Below are 20,748 nucleotides of genomic sequence, written 5' to 3'. Positions count from 1 at the left end.
TTATTTTATTTGAGATTTAGAATTTTTTTTAAATATTGTCCTGTATAACTTTGAGGATTATTACTTATTTCTTCTGGTGTTCCTGTAGCCATAATATAGCCACCTTTTTGACCTCCTTGTGGTCCTAAATCAATAATATAATCAGCATTTTTAATAATATCTAAATTATGTTCAATTATAATAACAGTTGATTTATGTTTTACTATGCGATGAATGATTTGAATTAATTTTTTCACATCTTCATTGTGTAAACTTATAGTGGGTTCGTCTAATATATAAAGTATATTCGGAATATTTTGTTTCTCTAATTCACTCACTAATTTGATCCTTTGTAATTCTCCATCTGAAAGAGTAGCAAAACTTTGGCCTAAACGTATATAATCTAATCCTATGTCTTTTAAGTTTTGTAATTTTTTTTGTATAAAAGACAAATTATCAAAAAACATAAAAGCTTCTTGAACTGTCATATTTAATATTTCCGCTATATTTTTGTTTTTATATTTTATTTTTAAAATATCTTTATTGAATTTTTGCCCATTACATTTTTGACACTTAACTAACACATCAGGTAAAAAATACATGTTAATTTTTTGAATACCTTCGCCAGAACAATATTGACAAATTCTTTTTTTATTATTCAAAGAAAAATCATTTTTTGTATAACCTTTTATTTTAGCTTCCAAAGTTGAAGCGAATAAATTTTTAATATGATCTAAAATTTTTATATATGTAGTTAAATTAATTTTAGGTTTTTTACTTATAAGAGCAGAATTAATTTTAATAATTTTTTGAATATGATTATGTTTATTCAAGAATATATTTGAATTTTTTTCTGAAAAAGTTTTCGTTTGATTGATTGATTTTAAAATTTGATTTAATAAAGTGGATTTTCCTGAACCAGAAACTCCTGTTATAACTGTGAATACTTCCAAAGGAAAATCAATAGTAATATTTTTTAAATTATTTTCGGAAGCATTTTGGATATGGATAACTTTTTTAAAATCAACAAGATTTCTTTTTTGTGGTATATCAATTCTTTCATGACCTATTAAATACTTTCCTGTTAAACTTTTTTTATTTTGCATTATTTCTCGAGGAATGCCACAAGCTATAATTTCACCACCTTGTTCTCCTGCTAGTGGTCCAATATCTATTAAATAATCAGCCGATAAAATTGTATCAACATCATTTTCTATTACTACAAGGGTATTACCTAAATCTCTAATTGTTTTCAAAGAATTAATCAGTTTTTCATTATCTTTAGGATGCAAACCGATTGATGGTTCATCCAATGTATATAAAATACCTGATAATTTAGAGCTAATGTGATTAGTTAATCTTATTCTTTGGTTTTCTCCACTAGATAATGTTTTACCATAACGATCTAAAGTTAAATAACCTAGACCAATATTTTTTAAAAAAATTAATCTATTAGTTATTTCTTCCAAAATAGAATCTGCAATTTTTTGTTCTTCGCTATTCAATTCTAATTTTTGAAAAAAAATTAATAAATCTTCTATAGATAATTGTGTCAATTCATAAATATTATTATTTTGAATTTTAAACATTAAAGCACTTTTGTTCAAACGAGCTCCTAAACATAAATCACATTTTTTTTGAGACATAAACAAATCAATAAAATAATTAATATTATTTTTATCATCATTTTCGTTATAATAATATTCCAAAATTTTTATTACTCCCATATTCATAGGATTTAAAATATTTGTTTTTAATTTATCATCTTGTTCGCCATAAAGAAGAGTATTCAGTAATTTCGGACTTAATTGTTGTAAAGGGGTTTCCATATCAATATTATGATGTCCACAAAAAGCTTTTAAATCATGAATTTGAGTATATAATTTTTTATAATAAAAATAAGGAATGATACCACCATCATTGATTGATTTATCATAAACAATAATTAAATCTAAATCTAATTTTTTTTTTATTCCTAAACCTCGACAATTATCGCAAAAACCAAGTGAATTATTAAAAGAAAATAAACGCAGGTTTTGAATAGGGGTATCAAAATTTTGCTCGTGATCAGATAGATTACGATTAAATTTAAAAATTTTTTCTTCTTGATAAACACATACTTGTTCAGAAATTAAAGAAAAAGCTAATTCCAAAGAATTATGCAATCTCTCTTTGTTATTAAGAACGAAACGATCTATTATTGTATAAATCTCATAATCGGGATTTGCCTTTAATAAAACATCATCATCTTCCAAACATAATATTTGATTATTAACAAGAAAACGATAAAAACCTTTTTTAATAAAGTTTTTGAAAATATTCGGATTTTTATCTTTTTCTTCTGTAGAAATTGGAGCTAAAATAAAACTTTTTATATTGGTTTTTAATTGTAAAATTTTATCAGCAATTTCTTCTAAAGTTTGATTTTTTATTATTTGATTTGTAATCGGATGATGAGGAACAGCAATATGTGTGTAAAGTAATCTTAAATAATCATAAATTTCAGTCATAGTTCCGACAGTACAACGAGGATTATTAGAGATTATTTTTTTCGAAACACTAATAGCAGGACATAAACCTTCAATCTTATCCACATCAGGTTTTTCGAAATTACCTAAAAATATTTTAGTATAGGAATTAAGAGATTCTATGTATTTCCTTTTTCCTTCTTGATATAGAGTATCAAAAACCAAAGAAGATTTGCCTGAACCTGAAACACCCGTTACCACGATAAATTTAGATGTAGGAATGTCTAAGTTAATATTTTTTAAGTTATTTACTCGTGCACCTCTAACTTGGATTATTTGATTATTATTCATTTGATTTATAACACTTTCTTAAATGTTTCTTTTTTTTATATTTGTTTTTTAATTTTAGTAAAAATATTATAAGAAATATTTAATTTTTTAAATTCTTCATAAGGAGCTTTTTTGATTTCTTCTATATTTGTAAAATGCTCTAATATTTTTTGATATTTTGTTATTCCTATATCAGATATACATGATAAAATTTTTTTTGTTTCTTGCATTTGAGTTTTTTTATGAAAAGATAAAGCAAAACGATGTACTTCTGTGCTTAATTGTAATAAAAAACGAAATAATTTATCGTTAGATTGAAAATAAAAAGTTTTGTTCATCGTAATTAAAGCTTCTAATTGATGTTTATCGTTTTTTTTCAACGCTCCAGTTGAAATTTTTAAATTTAATTTGTTTAAAACCTGATTACAAACATTCAATTGACCTTTTCCACCATCTATTAAAATAAGATCTGGTAGTGGTGCTTGAATGTCTAAAAGTTTTTTATAACGTTTACTCAATATGTATTCGAAAGCACGATATTCATCTTGAAATTCTTTGTCTATATGAAATTTTCGATAACATTGTTTATCAAATTGAAAATTCTTGAATACAATCATAGCTGATACAAAAGATTTTTGAAACAAATAGGAATTATCAAAAACTTCAATATGATTAATAGGTTTTTGAAATAAATCAGACAAGATATTTATATACTCTTGCATGATTTGAAATTTAGATTTATATATTAAATTATATTTAATGAGATTTTCTTTAGCATTTTTAAAAGTTAGCTGATACAAACGCAATTTATGATTTTTCAAAGGAATAGTTATTTTAGTTTTCAATAAATTCTTGATATTCTTTTTTTCTTTATTCAATTCTGAACCTACAATAATTTCTTCAGGAATAATTTGATTGCGATAATATAAATTTAAATAAGTTATAATATTATTTTCAATCGAACCTATATATGAAAAAACTATTTGATGATGATCAAAAATATTGCCCTGATTCAATCTTAAAATATATAAAGAAATTTCATTATCATTAGAATAAGTAGCAATGATATCACAATTTTTAACTTCTTTTAAATTATTTATAAATTGTTTTTCAGTTATTCTTTGTAAATGAAATAGAATTTTTTTATATTCCATTGCTTTTTCAAATTCTAATTCTTGGCTAGCTTTTTTCATTAATTTTTTTATTTTTTGAATAATTTCTTTGCTATTGCCTTTTAAAAATTTAGTTATAGATTCTATATTTTTTTGATAATCAACTTTAGCATTAGCACAAGGTCCTAAACACTGTTTCATTTGGTAATAAATACAAGCTGTTTTATTAAGTGGATGACATCTTCTTAAGGGGAAAACTTGATACAAGATGTTTATTGTTTCTTTTATAGTTTCACAACTAGGATAAGGACCAAATAATTGTTTATTTTTAGTAACTTTTTTATATTTAGATAATATTATTCTAGGATGTTTTTCATTTGTTATTTCAATATAAGGGTAACTTTTATCATCTGTTAATTTAAAGTTATATTTAGGAGTGTGTTTTTTAATTAAATTCGATTCTAATATCACAGCTTCTAATTCGTTATTTGTTAAAATATAACTGAAATCTTTAGTTTCCGATATTAAAAGATTTGTTTTATGATTATGAGAACCTACAAAATAACTTTTGATTCTATTTTTTAAATTTTTAGCTTTGCCTATATAAATTATATTTTTATTTGTCGCTTGGAAAAAATAACATCCTGGCTGAGTCGGTAATGTTTTTAGTTTTTCTGATAACACACGTTTATACCTTTAATTTATATATCTAGTTGAACAATTTCAATACAAACAAATATCTTTATAAATTCAAGAAAGATAATATATTTATATTATACTTGAATTAATATAGTAAAAATTTTAAAAAATTTATTTTCTTCTCATATTTATTAAATAAAAATTATAATATTTTAGTTTCTTTTCAAAAGAAAATAAACAAATATTTTCTTTTGAAAAGAATTTTATTCAATTTTATTAAATTTATAAAAATAAAAAAAGTCAAATTATTTATTATTTAAAATAAATTGACTTTAGTTTGTTTTAAAAATGGATTTATTTACAATTTATATTATTAATAATATAAATTGTATTTCATGTGTGTTTTGAAAAAAATTTTTATTTGTCTAATATAACTTCAATGACTTTCTTTTTAGCAAATTTGTTAATAGGTAAAAAAATAGATAAAAAAGTAACTATTAAATTCATTATGAAAAAAAAGAAAATTAAATTAAAATAATTACACCAAAATCTAAAATTTTCAAACCCTTTTTTTAAATATGCTTTACAGTCGTTATATTGTTCTTGATTTCGCAAGATACGTGCCGATTGCATTGGTTGCAATACAAACATTTGTTGTGATTTTTCTTCAAATGTCTGAGTTTTAAATGGATAACTCCAATTAACTGGGAAATATGGTAAAATAAATACTACGCCTAATATTAAAGTTACTAGACAAGAAATAATAAAGCCTTCAATAAAAAAAATTTTTAAAACATCTATTTTTCTAGCTCCTAAAGATCTTAAAACCCCTATATCTTTTTTTTTAAATTTAATAGTGCTTTTTACAAAACCGCCTATTAAAAAGAAAGATATCAATAAAATACAACAAAACAAAATACAAATTGTCCCCAAATGTTTTTGCATTAATGTTTCTAAAAATTCTATAGGCGGGGATTGCATTATGGTAACTAATTAATCACCAGAGAAATTTTTGTTTAGAAAACTTAACAATTGTTGCCATTCACAACTAAATAATATATTAAAATGAAAAAAAACAGAGAATAAATTATACAAAGCAGCTGTAAATAAAACAACGAATAATGAATAAAACTTTTTTGTTTTAAAAAAACTGGCACCCATTTTAACAGCTAATGATAAAGGCAAATGGCTTGAAATTCTGATTAATGGTTTGATTTCTGTTGTTTTATGTTGTTGAGGTGTTGGAATAAACATCTTTTTAGAATCAGACGAGTTATTGTCTAAAATTTGTTTTAATACTTCCTCAGTAATAACTTTACCTTTTAAAGAATTTATTTTATTTTGTGGTTTTATATTTTTTAATCCAGGTTCTTTAGATAAATCAGATATAATTTGACCGTCTTTTAATTCTATAACTCTATCACCGTATGAAAAAGCACTTTCTGCATCGTGAGTAACAACTAAAATCAATTTATTCTCTGACATTTTTTTTAACGAATCTAAAATATCTTTAGCAGTTTCTGAATCTAAATTACCTGTAGGTTCGTCACATAAAATAATGCTTGTATCTTTAATAAAAGTACGCGCAATAGCTACTCTTTGTTTTTGTCCACCTGATAACTGATTAATAAATCTATGTTCATAACCTACTAAATCTACTTTTTTTAATGTTTCGGTAATCAAAGAAAGTTCCACTTTTTTTCCTTGTAGTTGCAAAGATAAAGCGATATTTTGAGCAACCGTTAAATCCGAAAGTAAATTATAATCTTGAAATATAAACCCTATATTACCATTGCGATAATTATCATAATCAACATTTTTAAACTTACGTACAGAATTATTATTAATTAAAATATCTCCTTCGTCTAAATTATCTATGCAGCCTAATAAATTCAATAAAGTAGTTTTTCCTGAACCTGATTTTCCTAAAAGAAAAACCAAACCTTTATCAGGTAAATCTAAAGATATATTCTTTAAAACAGCGTGTCTCAAACCTTTTTTTAAAATATAATGTTTACTTAAATTAACTAAATTTAACACCAATCCATACTCCTTTTATGTTATAAATAAAAACTCAATAATTTATTTGTATAAAAAACATTCATTGAATAAATATCAAATAGAAATAAATATTATTTTGTTAATAATTTATATTAATTATATATTAAAAAAAGAAAAAAGCAAGCGGGCTTTAAAACTTCGAGACTATATTTTACATAATTTAAACAAAAAAAAACGAAATATATATTCGAAGACAGATTTTATATATTTTATGAAACTTTATAAATTACTCATTTTTTAAAATGTTGTACAATCTATTACTTTTATGTTTTGTTATTGTTCTGATATCATAAATGTCCTTATTATCCGTTATTTCTTTTAAAAATTCTTCATTTTATCATGTTTACTATGAATATTTATTAAAATGTCATTTATTTTTATAGACTTTATACAATATACATACGTGACCAATAACCATGTTATTATTATCTTTCGACACATTAGATTCGAGTATTACTAGGATTTCGTGTTTAGAGGTTGAATCCTTTTTCATAATAGTTTTAAACTTGCGATGACCTCTCGACTAGATAAATTTATCTCACGTCGCTTTTATTTCTAATGTAATCTGCTATTTTTGAGTTTAATAAATAGAGGCAATTTCCACTTTTACATGGTGTTGTAGTATTAACATAACTACAGTAATTAACTAAATTATATTGTTTATATTATATCTTGTAAAACTATCAATTTAAATCAACTTTAGAACCTAAGTGTTCACCTAAATTAATTGGAGTTTCTTTATTTTGCAAACTATTTTCCAAAAAAATTTTATCAAAAATTACTTTATTTTTTTGGATAAATAAAATAATAGTTGAACCTCCAAAAGAAAAAAACCCTTTTTCTTGAGCCTTATTAAAATTAGTAATAGGATGATTATTAATTTTGCCTATTAATAAAGCTCCAATTTCCATTTGAACTATGGTACCAAAATTTTTTGTTTCTAAAATATTATATTCCCGACTATTTTCTTGCCAAACATTAAAATATTTAAAAGCAATCGGATTGACAATATGCAATTTTCCTTTAATTTTAACAGAATTCTCTTTTTTTTGAAATCCATCATCAATAAAAATATAACGGTGATAATTCAAAGGAGTTAATCTTATTATTAACAAATAACCTTCTGTAAACATAGAAGCTAATTTATCATTTTGTAAAAGATCATTTAAATGATAATTTACCTCTTTAATAGAATAAATACTATTTTTTTGAATAGGTAAAATCATTAACCTTCCTTCGCCTGGACTAATAAAAATAGAAGAATCATTACAAAAAGATATTTTTTTAAATTGACGTATAAAAAAATCATTATAAGAAGAAAATTTCTGTTTTGTAAATAATTTTAAATTCATATTATTTTTGCGAATCACTTTTTTAATATGTATTTTAGATAAACAACTTCTTAAATAAATACTAAATAAAAAAGTAACTGTTTTAGAAATAACAATTCTTAAAAATAATCTTTTCAAAAAACTTTTATGTAAATTAGAATATAACATTTTTTGTTTTTGACTATATTCAACTTTTAGATCATCCATGTTTTTATATAATCTTTCTTAAAATTAATAAAAAACAAATCAATAATAAAAAAATAATAATGAAAAAAATTAAAAAAACTTTTTTTTGAGGTTTTTTAAGTTTAACTTTATCAAAAATAAATAAAAAAGACAATAAAATAATAAAAAATAAATATATTTGACAAAATAATAATTTAACTGCTGTTTTATCAAAAAAACAACAAAATATATTTTGAGATAAAATTAAAAAAGGGAATACAATAGAAGCTGAAGTTACTGGAACACCAATAAAAATTTTTGTTTTTTCTTTTAAATATGGACAATTTAAATTATTTTCTGCCAAAACATTAAAATAAGCTAGTCTAATAACAACAGCTAATATATATAAAATACTACCACAAACAAATAAAAAACACAATATCTCGCTTGGGTTTTCTAAATTTTTTAATAAAGCAAAACCCATCAAAAGAGGTAAAATACCAAAACTAATAATATCTGCTAAAGAATCTATTTGAATACCATATTTTGTTTCTTCTATAGAGCGTTTTTTTTTAAAATTGCTTATAAAACCATCAAATATATCGCAAATTCCAGAAATTAACATACAAATAGATATATATTCAGGGTTTTTATCAATCATAATAAAATACATTCCTATAAAACCTGACAATGCATTTAAATAAGTTAAATAAACAGTATAATTATAAAACCCTAAAAACATATAAATCTGCCTCGATTCTTAAATTATCATTTTATAATTATTATTTGTAAAAATAATCATCGTCGTATCTACCCATATATTCTTCTTCTTCATTTTCATCTTCTTCTTTGCTTTTATTGACGTGTTCGAATTCTTCTTCTAATTTATCATCGTTATCATCTGAATTATCTAAAGATATATCTAAAGAATCTAATTTATCTTCATCTAATTCTTCTTTTTCATCTTCATTATCTTTATTTTGATCTTTTTTTACATCAAAATCTTGAAAATTTAAAATTTCCTTATCTATTTCTGGTGAAAGTTTGTCATTTTCGTTAAAATATTCTTGATCTAAAAAATGTAAATTATTAGCTTTAATATTCCAAAGATCATTGCCGCAAAAAATAAAAAGACCACTTGTAACTATATCTACATATAAACGACAACAAACATCTTTATTATTGATATCCATTTGTTTAATTTCAAAAACTTTTTTTATTAATTCTTGAATAATCATAGGTTCTTTATTTTGAAATAAAACTTGATAAGCAATATCAATCATAGCATTCGATGGATTTATTTCTTTCTTATTATTTTTCACAAACTATAACATTTCTCCTTATGATAAAAATAAATTATTTTGGTTTATTTATTTTTATAAAATAAATAAACCAATTTAATTTTTTTAAAAATTAAAAACCATAATCTTTAGCAGCTTTTATAAATAAATCTTTAGTAGCATTTTCTACTTGTTTTAAAACATCGTTAAAAGATAATAAAATACTTTCTTGAACCAAATCTAAATTTTTAACTAAATCTAAATTTTTAATACAAACATCAACTACTTGTTTTGTACCTTGCATAACAATCACAATATCACCCACTCTTGAAGTAAATTCTCTTAATTCTAATTGTTTTTGTTCTTTATCAATATTTTCTTGCATTTTTTTTAATTTTTCTAATATATCCATTATTTAAAATCCTCTTTTAATTAATAATTTCTAAATCATCAGAAGCGAACAAACGCCTAGCTAACTTTACAATAATTAATTGATTTTGTTCAATATTTAAAGAAGAATTTATTTCATAAAAATCAGTTTTAAAAAGAGATAAATCTAAATCTTCTTTTTTTTTAGTTTTTAAAAATTTTAAATAAACAGGTTTTATTATATTTTCCCAATCCTTATTTAAGATCACAAAATATTCTTTTATTAATGTTTTTTTTGCATTTAAAATTTGCTTAATTTCATTTCTGATATCATGTTTTAAGAATTGTCCATATTCTATATCATCTCTACACGATAAAAGAATTTCTTTGTTAAAATTTATCATTAAAAATTGTGAATTATATAATAATCTAGCAGTATGAGATAATTTAGAAATAGGATAATTTTGTAATTTTCGCCATCCTTTACAAATTAATTCTTTAGTGATAATATCAGAATTATTTAAAATATTAATAATATTAAATACAAAATTTTTTTTAAATGTTGATAAATTATTTTCTTTGACTTGGATATTAGATATAAAAGACGTATCGTCCAAAAATTTTTGTTTTTGTATGTTTATATTTAATTGTGTTTTCGACAAATTAATTTGTTTTTCGTTTGAATATGACATCTTTGGTACTTGATTTAGTGAAAATACAAAATGATTAATTTGAATAAAACCAATAATTAAAAAATTTCTCTTATTTTGGGATAATGTCAAATTATTTTGTAATTCGAATAATTTTTGTAAAATTTTATCTCTTGATTGATAATCAAAATTAGACCAAACAACAAAACTATCATCATTATTTTTAAAATAATGAATAACTTGTTTCTGAAAAAAATTAACAAAATCATTCAAAAAAAGCACATAATTTGTATTAGGAGTTAAGATGTTTTCTAAAAAAGTAATAAGGTTTTTTATATTATTTTGAAATAAAACTTGAGATAATTTGTGAATATTTTCTTCAGAAACAAGTTCTAATATTTCTAAAACATCTTTTTCTTCAATAATATCATTTTTATAAGAACTAACTTGATCTAATACATTTAAAGCATCTCTTAAACTACCTCGAGAATAAGAAGAAATCTTATTTACAGCTGCATCAGATATAGATATTTTTTCAATATTAGAAATTGATTTTATTTTCTTTTGAATATCTTGAGAAGAAATATTATTTAAATAAAAATATTGTGTACGTGAAAACAAATTTTCAGGAATTTTATGATATTCGCTAGTAATTAAAATAAAAATAACATTCGGGGATGGTTCTTCTAAAACTTTTAATAAAGCGTTAAAAGCATTGGGAGATAAAACATGAATCTCATCAATAATATATACTTTATATTTCAAAAAATCAGATTTATAAAATAATTTATCTTTTAATTCACGTATATCATCCACGCCGCTATAAGAGGCACCATCAATCTCAATAAAATCTAAAGTTTTATTTTGGTCGATAGACAAACAAAATTCACAACAATTCTCGTTATTATGAATGTCGCAGCAATCTTCTTGTTTTAAAAAAAAAGAACAATTTATAGCTTTAGTTAAAACTTTAGCTAAGGTAGTTTTTCCAACTCCTTTATTACCACTAAACAAATAACAATGATGAATCTTTTGATATTTAATAGCGTTTTTTAAAGTTTGTATAATAATCGTTTGACCAACTATATTTTGAAAATTTTTAGGCCTATGTTTTCGATATAAAGCTATATATTTCATATTTTTTTTACAAAAAACCTTTTTATTATTTATTAAAAAAATAGTCCAAAATAATTCAAATATCTATTAAATTAATTTTCACCGGCAATAGTTAAATCGCCAACATAAACGCTAGGACTTCCGAAACCTGAAGTTTGTAATAATAAATCATTCGCAATATCTTTTAAATTTAATAAAATATCAAAAAAATTACCAGTCATAACAAGCATTTTTACAGGAGTAGTAATTTTACCATTTTCTATTTTAAAACCAGATGCTTGAACACTAAAATCTCCACTTACATCGTTAACACCTGCATGTAAACCTATTACATAATCAATATAAACTCCTTGTGTAATAGGCGATATCATTTCTTCTAAACTTTTGTCTCCTTCTTTTAAATAACAATTAGTCATCGCAATAGAATTAGAAAAACTATTTCCAGTAGGTTTGGCATCAAAAATAAATGAAGTTTTTAAATTATGAATAAACTGTTTCAAAACCCCTTTATCAATGATCTTTTTAGTGTAACAAGAAACACCTTCATCATCGAATTTATATTTGAAAAAAGCTTTATCATATAAAGGTTCGTCAATTAAAGTAACTTTAGATGAAGCTATTGGTTCGCCTACTTTATCTTTTAATTTAGTTAAATTACGATAAGCATACATACCATTGAAAATATTACTAAAACTATTTAATAATTTAGCAAAAATTTTATTAGATAAAACAGTTGGATAAACTTGAGATTTTAATGAATGTGTTGTTAATTTTTTTTCTCCCAAAGATATTATTTTTTGAGAATATTCAGAAATATTAATTTGATCAAAATTATGAACTGTTAAACTTTCGATAATTTCTTGTATTTCTTGATCTTTTTTAAAAATACAATAAACATGTAAAGTTAATAAACTAGATTCTTCCTCTAAATTCAAACCTTTAGAATTAACTATTTTATGTTTCGAAAATATTTCATTATAAGAAATATTTTCTATTTTGTGTAAAAACATACTTTTAGTTAATTGTTCTTTTAATTGAAAAAGTAAATCATATTTTTTTTGAATATTAATTGTTGCGAAGTTGAAATTAGAATTTATAACATCAGGATAAACAGAAGAACCTTCAAAAATAAAATCTTTTTCTTTAAAATTTAAAAATGATATTTGATCTTTTAATAATTGCAAAGTTTCTTTCATTTGCGTTTCATCTATTTTCTCTAAATACATAGAAGATTTTTTATTTTGATATAAACCTTTAATAATGTTTGTACATATATCACTTTTCACATGCTCACAGATTTTACCATCTTCTAATGAAATAGACATACTTATATCTTTATTGGTTAAAAACTCTAAAGCTTGAAAACCTTGATTTAAAGCATTTTGAAACCACTTTGTATAATTTATTTTATTATCATATATCATTATTTTTTACTCCCTCCCACAATTATATCTGTAACTCTAATAGTTGGTTGTCCTAAATCAACAGGTACATATCCAGAAAGAGAACCACAATGACCTGGGCTTAATAATAAATCATTACCAACACGATCTATTTTTAATAAAACATCTTGACCTTTGCCGATTAACATCATTCCTTTAACAAATTTAGTTAATTTACCATCTTCGATTAAATATCCAGATGTAACCTTAAAATTAAATTCACCTGTAGCAGGATTAACAGTTCCGCCACCTAAATTTTCGGCATAAAGTCCATATTTAGTATCTTTAATAATTTGTTGAGGATCATCTTTACCCGCTGCAATATAAGTAGAATTCATTCTAGAAGTGGGAGAATATTTATAAGATTCTCTTCTTGCAGAACCAGTTGTTTTTAAATTCATTTTTAAACTATTACGATAATCTATCAAATAATTTTTTAATATGCCGTTTTCAATTAAAAGATTTTTTTGAGTGGGTTGTCCTTCATCATCGAAATTTAATTTACCAAAGGAATTACTAATATTACCGTCATCATAAGCAGTTACAATATCTGAAGCTATTTTTTGATTTAACTTGTTACAAAAAACAGAAAGTCCTCTAGCAATAGAAGTCGCTTCTAAAGAATGTCCACAAGCTTCATGAAAAATAACTCCACCATTTCCGTTGCTAATAACTAAAGTCATAATTTGAGGTTTAATTTCTTCTGCTGTTAACAACATAATAGCTTTTTCAGCCACTTTTTTCGCTTTAGCTTCAAAATCAATAATATCAAAAATTTCTAAACCCATAGAACATGCTTCGCTGTCATAAAATTCTTCCATTTTTTGATTTTTTTTAGCAACAGACATCATATAACACATAATATAAGGACGAAAATCTTTTTGATAAATACCTTTTGAATTAGCAATCAAAACTTTTTGTTCTGTCTCTGTGAAACCAACTATACTTTGAATAATATTAGAATCATATTCTTTCATAATACGAGCCAATTTCATTATTTTACTGATTTTATCAGAAACAGTCCATTTGTTAAAAGGTATTTGAATATTATTATTAATTTCTTGAGATTCACCAAGTGGAATAATTTTTGTAATTTGTTTGTTATTTTTTTGTTGTTTTTGTTCTTCTATCAAAGATAAAATATATTTATAATCTATGTTATTAGTGTAAATATAAATTTCATCTGTTTGTTTTAACAAACGAATACCTACACCAAAAACATTTTTAGTATGATAATCAACTACTTCCTTATCAAGAATTCGTAACTGATTAGTAACTTTATCTTCAAAAAATAATTCAACAAAGTCAAAACCTTTATTTAATCCTTTTTGTAAAATTTCTTGAATTTCGTTTTTAGATAACATAAAAAATAATCCCTTTTATTCCTTCAAAACTTTTTAATTATTATTTTGAATCCAAAATAATAATTCTTTAAATATTCTAACTACATTAGAAAAGTTAATATTAATTATTTTGAAATAATCAAGGCAAATAAAATTCATTTTATATTGCCACTATAATTCAATATCTTCCTTGAAAAAGGATTTTGTTATAATTTTATAGATAAATTCAAGAATTTTATTATTTAATTTAGATTCTTTCATAATTTGTTCAATATTGAATTCAAGTATTGATAAAATTTATTTAAATTGTATATATAATAGCTTATTATCGTAATAAATATTATTTTGAGACTGAATTTGTTTAGCCAAATTAGAAGGAATTTCGAAAATAGTTTTATTATAAAAATGCTTAATATTACCGATATTTTGACTATAAATATTAAATTTTTCTCTTAATAATTTTAAAAGCAAAGAAGGATTGATGCCATCATCCTTACCTAAATTAATAATTAATTCTGTCATCGGTTTTTGGATTATTTTATTATAACTATTATAGTTATTATTCGTTTTATTAAAATTGGATGATATATTATTTCTTTTAACATAAGAATTTTTCACATTATCATTTTTAAATATTTTAGGTTCCGCTATATATTCATAATTTTTATTTTGAGGTGCTAAATATTTTAAAAAAGAAGCAATAATTTCTTTAGGTTCTTTTTTGTTTAATAATGTATCAATAAAAGCATTATCTTGAAATTGTTCTTTGTTTGAAGTATCTATTAAATGTAAAATTTTTTCTTGAAAAATTTTATTTTGTTCTTTTTGAACTTCTTCTATTGTTGGAATTCTTAAATTAGTAATTTGTTCTTTTAAATAAGACATTAATTTTTTAAATTGAAAAACTTTTCTTAAACCAACAAAAGTGTAAGCTGAACCTATTTTGCCTGCTCTTCCTGTTCTCCCAATTCTATGTACATAAACTTCTTCTTCATAAGGCAAATCATAATTAATCACTATTTTAATATCAGAAATATCTATACCTCTAGCGGCTACATCTGTAGCAACTAAAATTTTAATATTTTTTTTTCTAAAATTGTTCATAACATAAAGTCTTTGAGTTTGTTTCAAATCCCCATGAATAGCGTCTACTAAAAAATCTCTTTCTTGTAAATAATTCAAAATTGTTTCAACATCTCTTTTTGTATTAGCAAAAATAATTACTGAATCAGGATTTTTTTGATCTAAAAGACGTACTAATAATTTATTTTTATCAAATTCTTTCACAATAAAATAAAATTGTTCAATAGATTTAACAACAATTTGATCTTGTTTAACTTTAACAATTTTAGGACTTCGTTGATATTTATAAGCTATCTCTTGAATAGAACGTGGCATCGTAGCTGAAAATAAAATTGTTTGTCTTTCTTTAGGAACGTTAGATAAAATAGTTTCGATAGCTTGTTGAAAACCCATTTTTAACATTTCATCAGCTTCATCTAAAGTCAATATTTTAACTGAAGATAATTCAACTTTTTTTCTCTCTAATAAATCTATCATTCTTCCGGGAGTAGCAATAATAATTTGTGGTTTTGTATCTAAAGCTTGAAATTGTTTAATATAAGACTCACCACCATAAACAACAATTGCTTTAATTGCAGATTGAAATTTTAATAATTTTTGAATTTCTAAAAAAACTTGTAAAGCTAATTCTCTAGTAGGACATAATATTAAAGATTGAACTTTTTTGATTTTTGGATCAATTTTTTCAATGATAGGAATACCAAAAGAAAAAGTTTTACCTGTTCCTGTTTGAGATTGTGCTATAATATCATGACCTTTTATAATTTCTGGAATAACCAAAGCTTGAATAGGCGTAGGTTGTAAAAAATTCAATTCCACTAAAGCATCTTCGGTTTTTTTTAATAAATTTAATTCTTTAAATAAAATACTCATTTCATTTTCCTTTTATATTGCATTAAAAATAAAAATATTTATTTTCGTTAAAAATTTTTTTAACTTTATCTAAGAAATAATCCAAAAAATGTCGCTTTTTTTCTTTTTCAAGTATATTCTTACAAAGAAAAAAATAAATTAAATCAGCAAACAAATTTATTCAAAATTCAAATATTTATTATTTAAAATTGAATCTCCTTGATAAAATATAATAAATTTTAGAAAAAATATATTTTATTATCCTATTTAAATAAAGAATTAATCCAAATTATATTAAACACATCATAATATTATAATCAGAAATAATCAAAAAAATGAATCAATTTCAAACAACAAAATATTAATAAATTTATAATTTTTATATTCCTAAGTCAAATAAATATCTTTTAATAATTATACAATATTTAATTAATAAAATAAATATAAAAATACTATTTTGAATTATTACTACTTAAATTATTTTCTTTGGATTAAAACATAAAATAAGTGTTAATAGCTAATTGAATATTGAACTAATGTCAAATCTAAAAATAAAAAGTTCTCATAATAATGAGAACTTCTAAATATTAAAATGAAATTATAATGTATAATTAAGATAATAATAAAAACTCAAATTGCGATGTTCTTTTTTAAACTATTTTATGATAAATAGTTAATTTATAATAATTCTAACTACGAACTATTTATAATTTTTTTATTTTTATTTAAGTCGCTGCATATCCGTTGTAATCATTTTCTAAATTAATTGAGTTAGTTATAATAATTCTTAATATATGCGATTTCGATACGAAAACCGAACAATAAATATTTCAGTTTTCGTATAACGAATTTAAATTAATTTCAAAAATATTGTTTTAATCATTAAAAAATATAAAATTTATTTTTGATTAATCCTTTTATCTTCTTTAATTCATTCGGTTTCTGAGTATTTTCCGCATAGAATAAAAATTCCTGGCAATATACCAAAAACCAATGATAAAATTCCGATGAAACAACGAACTCCATTACTAGCTTGTCCGTTCACAATTCTAAATTCTAAAACTAACATCATAAGAAACAACATAAACCAAATAATAGTAAAGAAATTAAACGACAGGAATAATCCAATTCCTAACAAAAATACAAGTGGAAATTGCCATATCATATTTATAATTAAGCCTGCTTTTACCAAACCATCTACTTTAAATTCTTTCATAACGTTTTCAACCTTTTCAAAACAATTCATAATTATATTATATATTATTTATCTTTATTTTATTAAACTTTTATTATAAAAGTTTTTTATTTAAATTCATTTGTTTCAAATTCAAAATTAATTTAAATGTCATATTTTTTCAAATATAAACAATGTTTTTCATGTTATTACAAAAATAATTAATAAACAATTATTGCGATTATATTATTCCAAAAGTTTAAATACTTTTGGAATAATATAAGTTACTACTTTTTGCGCTTTTAGGTCCATTTTAGTAATTATCAATAGAATTATTTATTCTCGCAAGATCATCTGGGTTATGAACTTCGCCTCAATCCACTTTTTTCATTCGCTGTAATCCATGTTTTTTCATTTTAGTAGAATAAGGAAATTAATCGTGCTATTACCAAACAACGCAGTTCGTTAAGCTGCTTATTATATATAAGGTATTTTTACCACTATCTTTGTTATAAATAAATTCTTGTCTATTTTCTGTAATTTTTAATCTTTTTTATTTAAACAATTTCTCCACCCAATATTTTTAAAATGGATAAAATCTTGGTTTTATATTTAATTTTTTATTTCATTTTGAATAAAGTCTTTGGATGATTTACAAATAATAAAACAAAAACAAATAAAAATATAAAAAGAAACACAAAAGAAAATATAAAAGATAAATTTTCTTTTAATTTACTTTGTTGCAATAAACTCAAAATTTCTAATTCTTTAGGTAAAGATACTGAAGCAAAATAAGAAACAAAATTATCATTTTTTTTATTAATACCAATAAAATTACCATTATCATCAAAATAAAACAAATTAAATTTTGATTTTTTTTTAGTTAAATCAAAAACAGAATCACATAGAAAAATATTTTTATCTTTATAACTTACAACACTTTTAAACATGTGTGGATAATAAGAATCATTATCATTATTTATTAAAAAAAATATTTCTTCTCCTAATTTTAAATTTTTGGTAGGCCGACCATGAACAACATCATAATCAAATTCAGATTCAAAAGTAATCAAAATTAGATCATTATTAAGCAACAGGTTTCTTATTTCACCTTTTTCTTTTTTGTATTTTCCGTTAATACAAGTAATTATTTCTACTCCATCATAAAAAATATTTTTAACTGATTTTAAATAAGATATCCAAAAATCATCTTTATGTATATCAGTTGATAAAACAAAATATAAAAATTTATTTTTTGATAATTCTTTTTTTTGAAAAATAATTCCATTACCATTAATTTCTTTGTTATGTTCGATAACAACTAAAGAATTTTTTATTTTTTGTAAATTCATTAATTTGTTATTATCATTATTAGAAAAAGAAGAATAATTCAATTCTAAAGATAAAAAAGGTTCATATGGATAAAATTGTTGAATTTCATCAATGGAATATTCTTTGGTTTCTGATAAATCATCAGGTCCTTTTTTGCGAAAAATAATTTTTTGGTTTTTTTCATCATAACTTATTGTAATTATTTCTTTTGTTGGATCAAAAAAAAATATTTGTTTTTGACCATATATACCAAGGATTAAATCAATTTTCAATTGGATATCTTGTGAATCTTGCAAAATATCAGAACTAATTGACTTGTTAGGCATTTCCTTTAAACATTCAACTAAATCTTTAAATAAAACAGTCTTTTCTTTCAATAAATTTTTATTTTTAACATCAGTCAAAAAATGATCTTTTTTTTTATTTGATGTATGAATAACATTCGAAATAGAACTTTCAAAATCATCATCATGAAGTTTAATTATTTCGTCAAATTTTTGTTTTATATGTTCAATATAAATACATTGAGAAATTTGATCCATAAGAGAATCTGGACTCAAAACAATACTTTTATTCATTCCTATAATTTGACCTTGTTCATTAAATACAGGACCTCCACTATTACCTCGATCAATTTGGATATCAAATGCAACTTCTTTAGCATTACAATAAACAACATTGCCTTTTTTAAGTAAATTAAATCCTATACTTTTATAATGATTGAAATTATGGGGTACATTCATCATATCTTGATCATTAGAATTAAAACTTAATTTTTCTTTCGGAACATCAGATACCTGAGAACCCATACTATAAACAATTTGTCCTGGATAAATATTTATTTTCTCTTTCGGGAAAACTTTATCTAAAATATCTTTAGTATTTTGAAAATTACTTTGATTTGAATCTTCAAACACCAAAACAGCTATATCATCATAAACATCTTTATTATATAAATACTTTCTGTCGATTTTAAGATGTTTCGGAAATTGAATGTTATCGTGACAAAGTTGAATTTTTGGCCATGTTAATTTATGATAGTCGGATATAACATGTCTATTGGTTAACACATAATATTTATAAGTATTATTTTTCATTGGTTTAACTTTATAAATAAAACCAGAACCTAAACTATAAGAATGCTGATTATCCCATAAAGCGATTAAAACAGTAATCTGGTGCAAATTTTTAATTATTTTATTTTTAGAACTCTCTGGAATTGTATCATTATGAATATATGTTTCAGAAATATTTTGTCTACATTGTTGTAAATTAAGGAATTCAAACAAACTTTCTAATAAGTTATTTGGTTTTGATTTAAATTTTTTATGCAAACCCAAAAATAAGCCTTTATTATCAAAAAAAATTTTATGTTTTATCCCTGTGTCTGTTGTAATCCAAAAATAATAATCATTTGTAATTTTATCATCATCAAACCAAGCACACTGTGATAAATAAAAAATAGAATTAGAAGTGATAATATGATTAATTTCCATCGACTCATCTTGAACTGGCCCTGAAATACCTATAAATTCCCCTGCATCATTAAAAAAAATTTTATTATTTTTACCTTTCACAGAAACAAATAAATAATCATCACTATCTAAATTATAATCTTTACTTATTATACCTTCTTGAAAAGGATTAATATCGTTATCAATATCCAAAGAAAAAGCATAAACTGTGTCCCCTTTAGTAAAAATATGAGGTTTGATATCAAAAGTTGGTTTTTCCGTTGAAGGACCAAAAATATTTTTGACTTGATCTTGTAATTTTTTTATTATTTTCTCTTTTTGTTTTAAATCTTGAATATTTTCTGAAGATAAAATTTGATTTTGTTCATATTGATTAAAAATAATTTTATCTTTATTTAATTTAAATAAAAAACAATAATAAAAAAATAAACATAATATAAAAAGCAAAAAAAAGACAACAAAATGTTTCTTTTGTTTTTGACAAAGAATACATATTTTCTTTTTTGCAAAAATCATGAGTTTTTTGAATTAATCCATTTCATATTTA

The 20,748-nt window shown here is 22.5% G+C and carries 14 protein-coding genes; all 14 read right to left on the bottom strand.

What is annotated here, in order from left to right:
- Positions 1-5 precede the first annotated feature (5 nt).
- Positions 6-2,798 carry an excinuclease ABC subunit UvrA gene (gene uvrA, locus AADV48_RS01350; protein ID WP_341266799.1) on the bottom strand — a complete coding sequence of 931 codons (2,793 nt, stop codon included), beginning with the start codon at positions 2,796-2,798 and terminating at the stop codon, positions 6-8.
- A 35-nt stretch (positions 2,799-2,833) separates the two neighbouring features.
- Positions 2,834-4,573 (bottom strand): excinuclease ABC subunit UvrC, encoded by a 1,740-nt coding sequence (gene uvrC / locus AADV48_RS01345; RefSeq protein WP_341266798.1) that lies wholly within the window; start codon positions 4,571-4,573, stop codon positions 2,834-2,836.
- A gap of 372 nt (positions 4,574-4,945) precedes the next feature.
- Positions 4,946-5,509, bottom strand: coding sequence for an FtsX-like permease family protein (locus tag AADV48_RS01340; RefSeq protein ID WP_341266797.1), 564 nt, complete (start codon positions 5,507-5,509; stop codon positions 4,946-4,948).
- 12 nt (positions 5,510-5,521) lie between these two features.
- The gene (locus AADV48_RS01335) at positions 5,522-6,568 is read right to left on the bottom strand and encodes an ABC transporter ATP-binding protein (protein ID WP_341266796.1); all 1,047 of its coding nucleotides are present in this window, start codon (positions 6,566-6,568) and stop codon (positions 5,522-5,524) included.
- Positions 6,569-7,272: 704 nt separating this feature from the next.
- Positions 7,273-8,127, bottom strand: a complete 855-nt coding sequence (locus AADV48_RS01330; protein WP_341266795.1) for a phosphatidylserine decarboxylase — start codon at positions 8,125-8,127, stop codon at positions 7,273-7,275.
- A 4-nt stretch (positions 8,128-8,131) separates the two neighbouring features.
- Positions 8,132-8,827 carry a CDP-alcohol phosphatidyltransferase family protein gene (locus tag AADV48_RS01325; protein ID WP_341266794.1) on the bottom strand — a complete coding sequence of 232 codons (696 nt, stop codon included), beginning with the start codon at positions 8,825-8,827 and terminating at the stop codon, positions 8,132-8,134.
- A gap of 40 nt (positions 8,828-8,867) precedes the next feature.
- Positions 8,868-9,407 carry a DNA-directed RNA polymerase subunit delta gene (gene rpoE / locus AADV48_RS01320; RefSeq protein WP_341266793.1) on the bottom strand — a complete coding sequence of 180 codons (540 nt, stop codon included), beginning with the start codon at positions 9,405-9,407 and terminating at the stop codon, positions 8,868-8,870.
- A gap of 91 nt (positions 9,408-9,498) precedes the next feature.
- Positions 9,499-9,777: a YbaB/EbfC family nucleoid-associated protein gene (locus tag AADV48_RS01315; RefSeq protein WP_341266792.1), complete on the bottom strand. Its 279-nt coding sequence runs from the start codon at positions 9,775-9,777 to the stop codon at positions 9,499-9,501.
- 16 nt (positions 9,778-9,793) lie between these two features.
- On the bottom strand, positions 9,794-11,521 hold the full coding sequence (gene dnaX, locus AADV48_RS01310) for a DNA polymerase III subunit gamma/tau (RefSeq protein WP_341266791.1): 1,728 nt from the start codon (positions 11,519-11,521) through the stop codon (positions 9,794-9,796).
- A 71-nt stretch (positions 11,522-11,592) separates the two neighbouring features.
- Positions 11,593-12,924: a metallopeptidase TldD-related protein gene (locus tag AADV48_RS01305; RefSeq protein WP_341266790.1), complete on the bottom strand. Its 1,332-nt coding sequence runs from the start codon at positions 12,922-12,924 to the stop codon at positions 11,593-11,595.
- Complete coding sequence (locus tag AADV48_RS01300) at positions 12,924-14,306, bottom strand: TldD/PmbA family protein (protein ID WP_341266789.1); 1,383 nt, start codon at positions 14,304-14,306, stop codon at positions 12,924-12,926. Before AADV48_RS01300 ends, AADV48_RS01305 begins: the two co-directional genes overlap by 1 nt.
- Before the next feature lie 276 nt (positions 14,307-14,582).
- Entirely contained in the window at positions 14,583-16,241 is a 1,659-nt protein-coding gene (locus AADV48_RS01295; protein WP_341266788.1) for a DEAD/DEAH box helicase, read from the bottom strand.
- 910 nt (positions 16,242-17,151) lie between these two features.
- A complete protein-coding gene (locus AADV48_RS01290; RefSeq protein ID WP_341266787.1) occupies positions 17,152-17,436 on the bottom strand; it encodes a hypothetical protein in 285 nt (94 codons plus the stop codon).
- A 578-nt stretch (positions 17,437-18,014) separates the two neighbouring features.
- A complete protein-coding gene (locus AADV48_RS01285; protein WP_341266786.1) occupies positions 18,015-20,717 on the bottom strand; it encodes a serine protease in 2,703 nt (900 codons plus the stop codon).
- Positions 20,718-20,748 lie beyond the last annotated feature (31 nt).

Origin of the sequence: Candidatus Phytoplasma fraxini (genome assembly GCF_038024965.1) — a bacterium.
Taxonomy (GTDB): domain Bacteria; phylum Bacillota_I; class Bacilli_A; order Acholeplasmatales; family Acholeplasmataceae; genus Phytoplasma; species Phytoplasma fraxini.
Note: the sequence above shows the minus strand (reverse complement) of the source record. Positions and strands in the feature narration are given on the sequence as shown.

Coding starts and splice junctions, on each gene's coding strand:
- AADV48_RS01325 (WP_341266794.1), bottom strand. CDS start 8,827: ATGTTTTTAGGGTTTTATAATTATACTGTTTATTTAACTTATTTAAAT.
- AADV48_RS01290 (WP_341266787.1), bottom strand. CDS start 17,436: ATGAAAGAATTTAAAGTAGATGGTTTGGTAAAAGCAGGCTTAATTATA.
- AADV48_RS01285 (WP_341266786.1), bottom strand. CDS start 20,717: ATGATTTTTGCAAAAAAGAAAATATGTATTCTTTGTCAAAAACAAAAG.
- AADV48_RS01295 (WP_341266788.1), bottom strand. CDS start 16,241: ATGAGTATTTTATTTAAAGAATTAAATTTATTAAAAAAAACCGAAGAT.
- dnaX (WP_341266791.1), bottom strand. CDS start 11,521: ATGAAATATATAGCTTTATATCGAAAACATAGGCCTAAAAATTTTCAA.
- AADV48_RS01305 (WP_341266790.1), bottom strand. CDS start 12,924: ATGATATATGATAATAAAATAAATTATACAAAGTGGTTTCAAAATGCT.
- AADV48_RS01330 (WP_341266795.1), bottom strand. CDS start 8,127: ATGGATGATCTAAAAGTTGAATATAGTCAAAAACAAAAAATGTTATAT.
- AADV48_RS01300 (WP_341266789.1), bottom strand. CDS start 14,306: ATGTTATCTAAAAACGAAATTCAAGAAATTTTACAAAAAGGATTAAAT.
- AADV48_RS01340 (WP_341266797.1), bottom strand. CDS start 5,509: ATGCAATCCCCGCCTATAGAATTTTTAGAAACATTAATGCAAAAACAT.
- AADV48_RS01315 (WP_341266792.1), bottom strand. CDS start 9,777: ATGGATATATTAGAAAAATTAAAAAAAATGCAAGAAAATATTGATAAA.
- uvrA (WP_341266799.1), bottom strand. CDS start 2,798: ATGAATAATAATCAAATAATCCAAGTTAGAGGTGCACGAGTAAATAAC.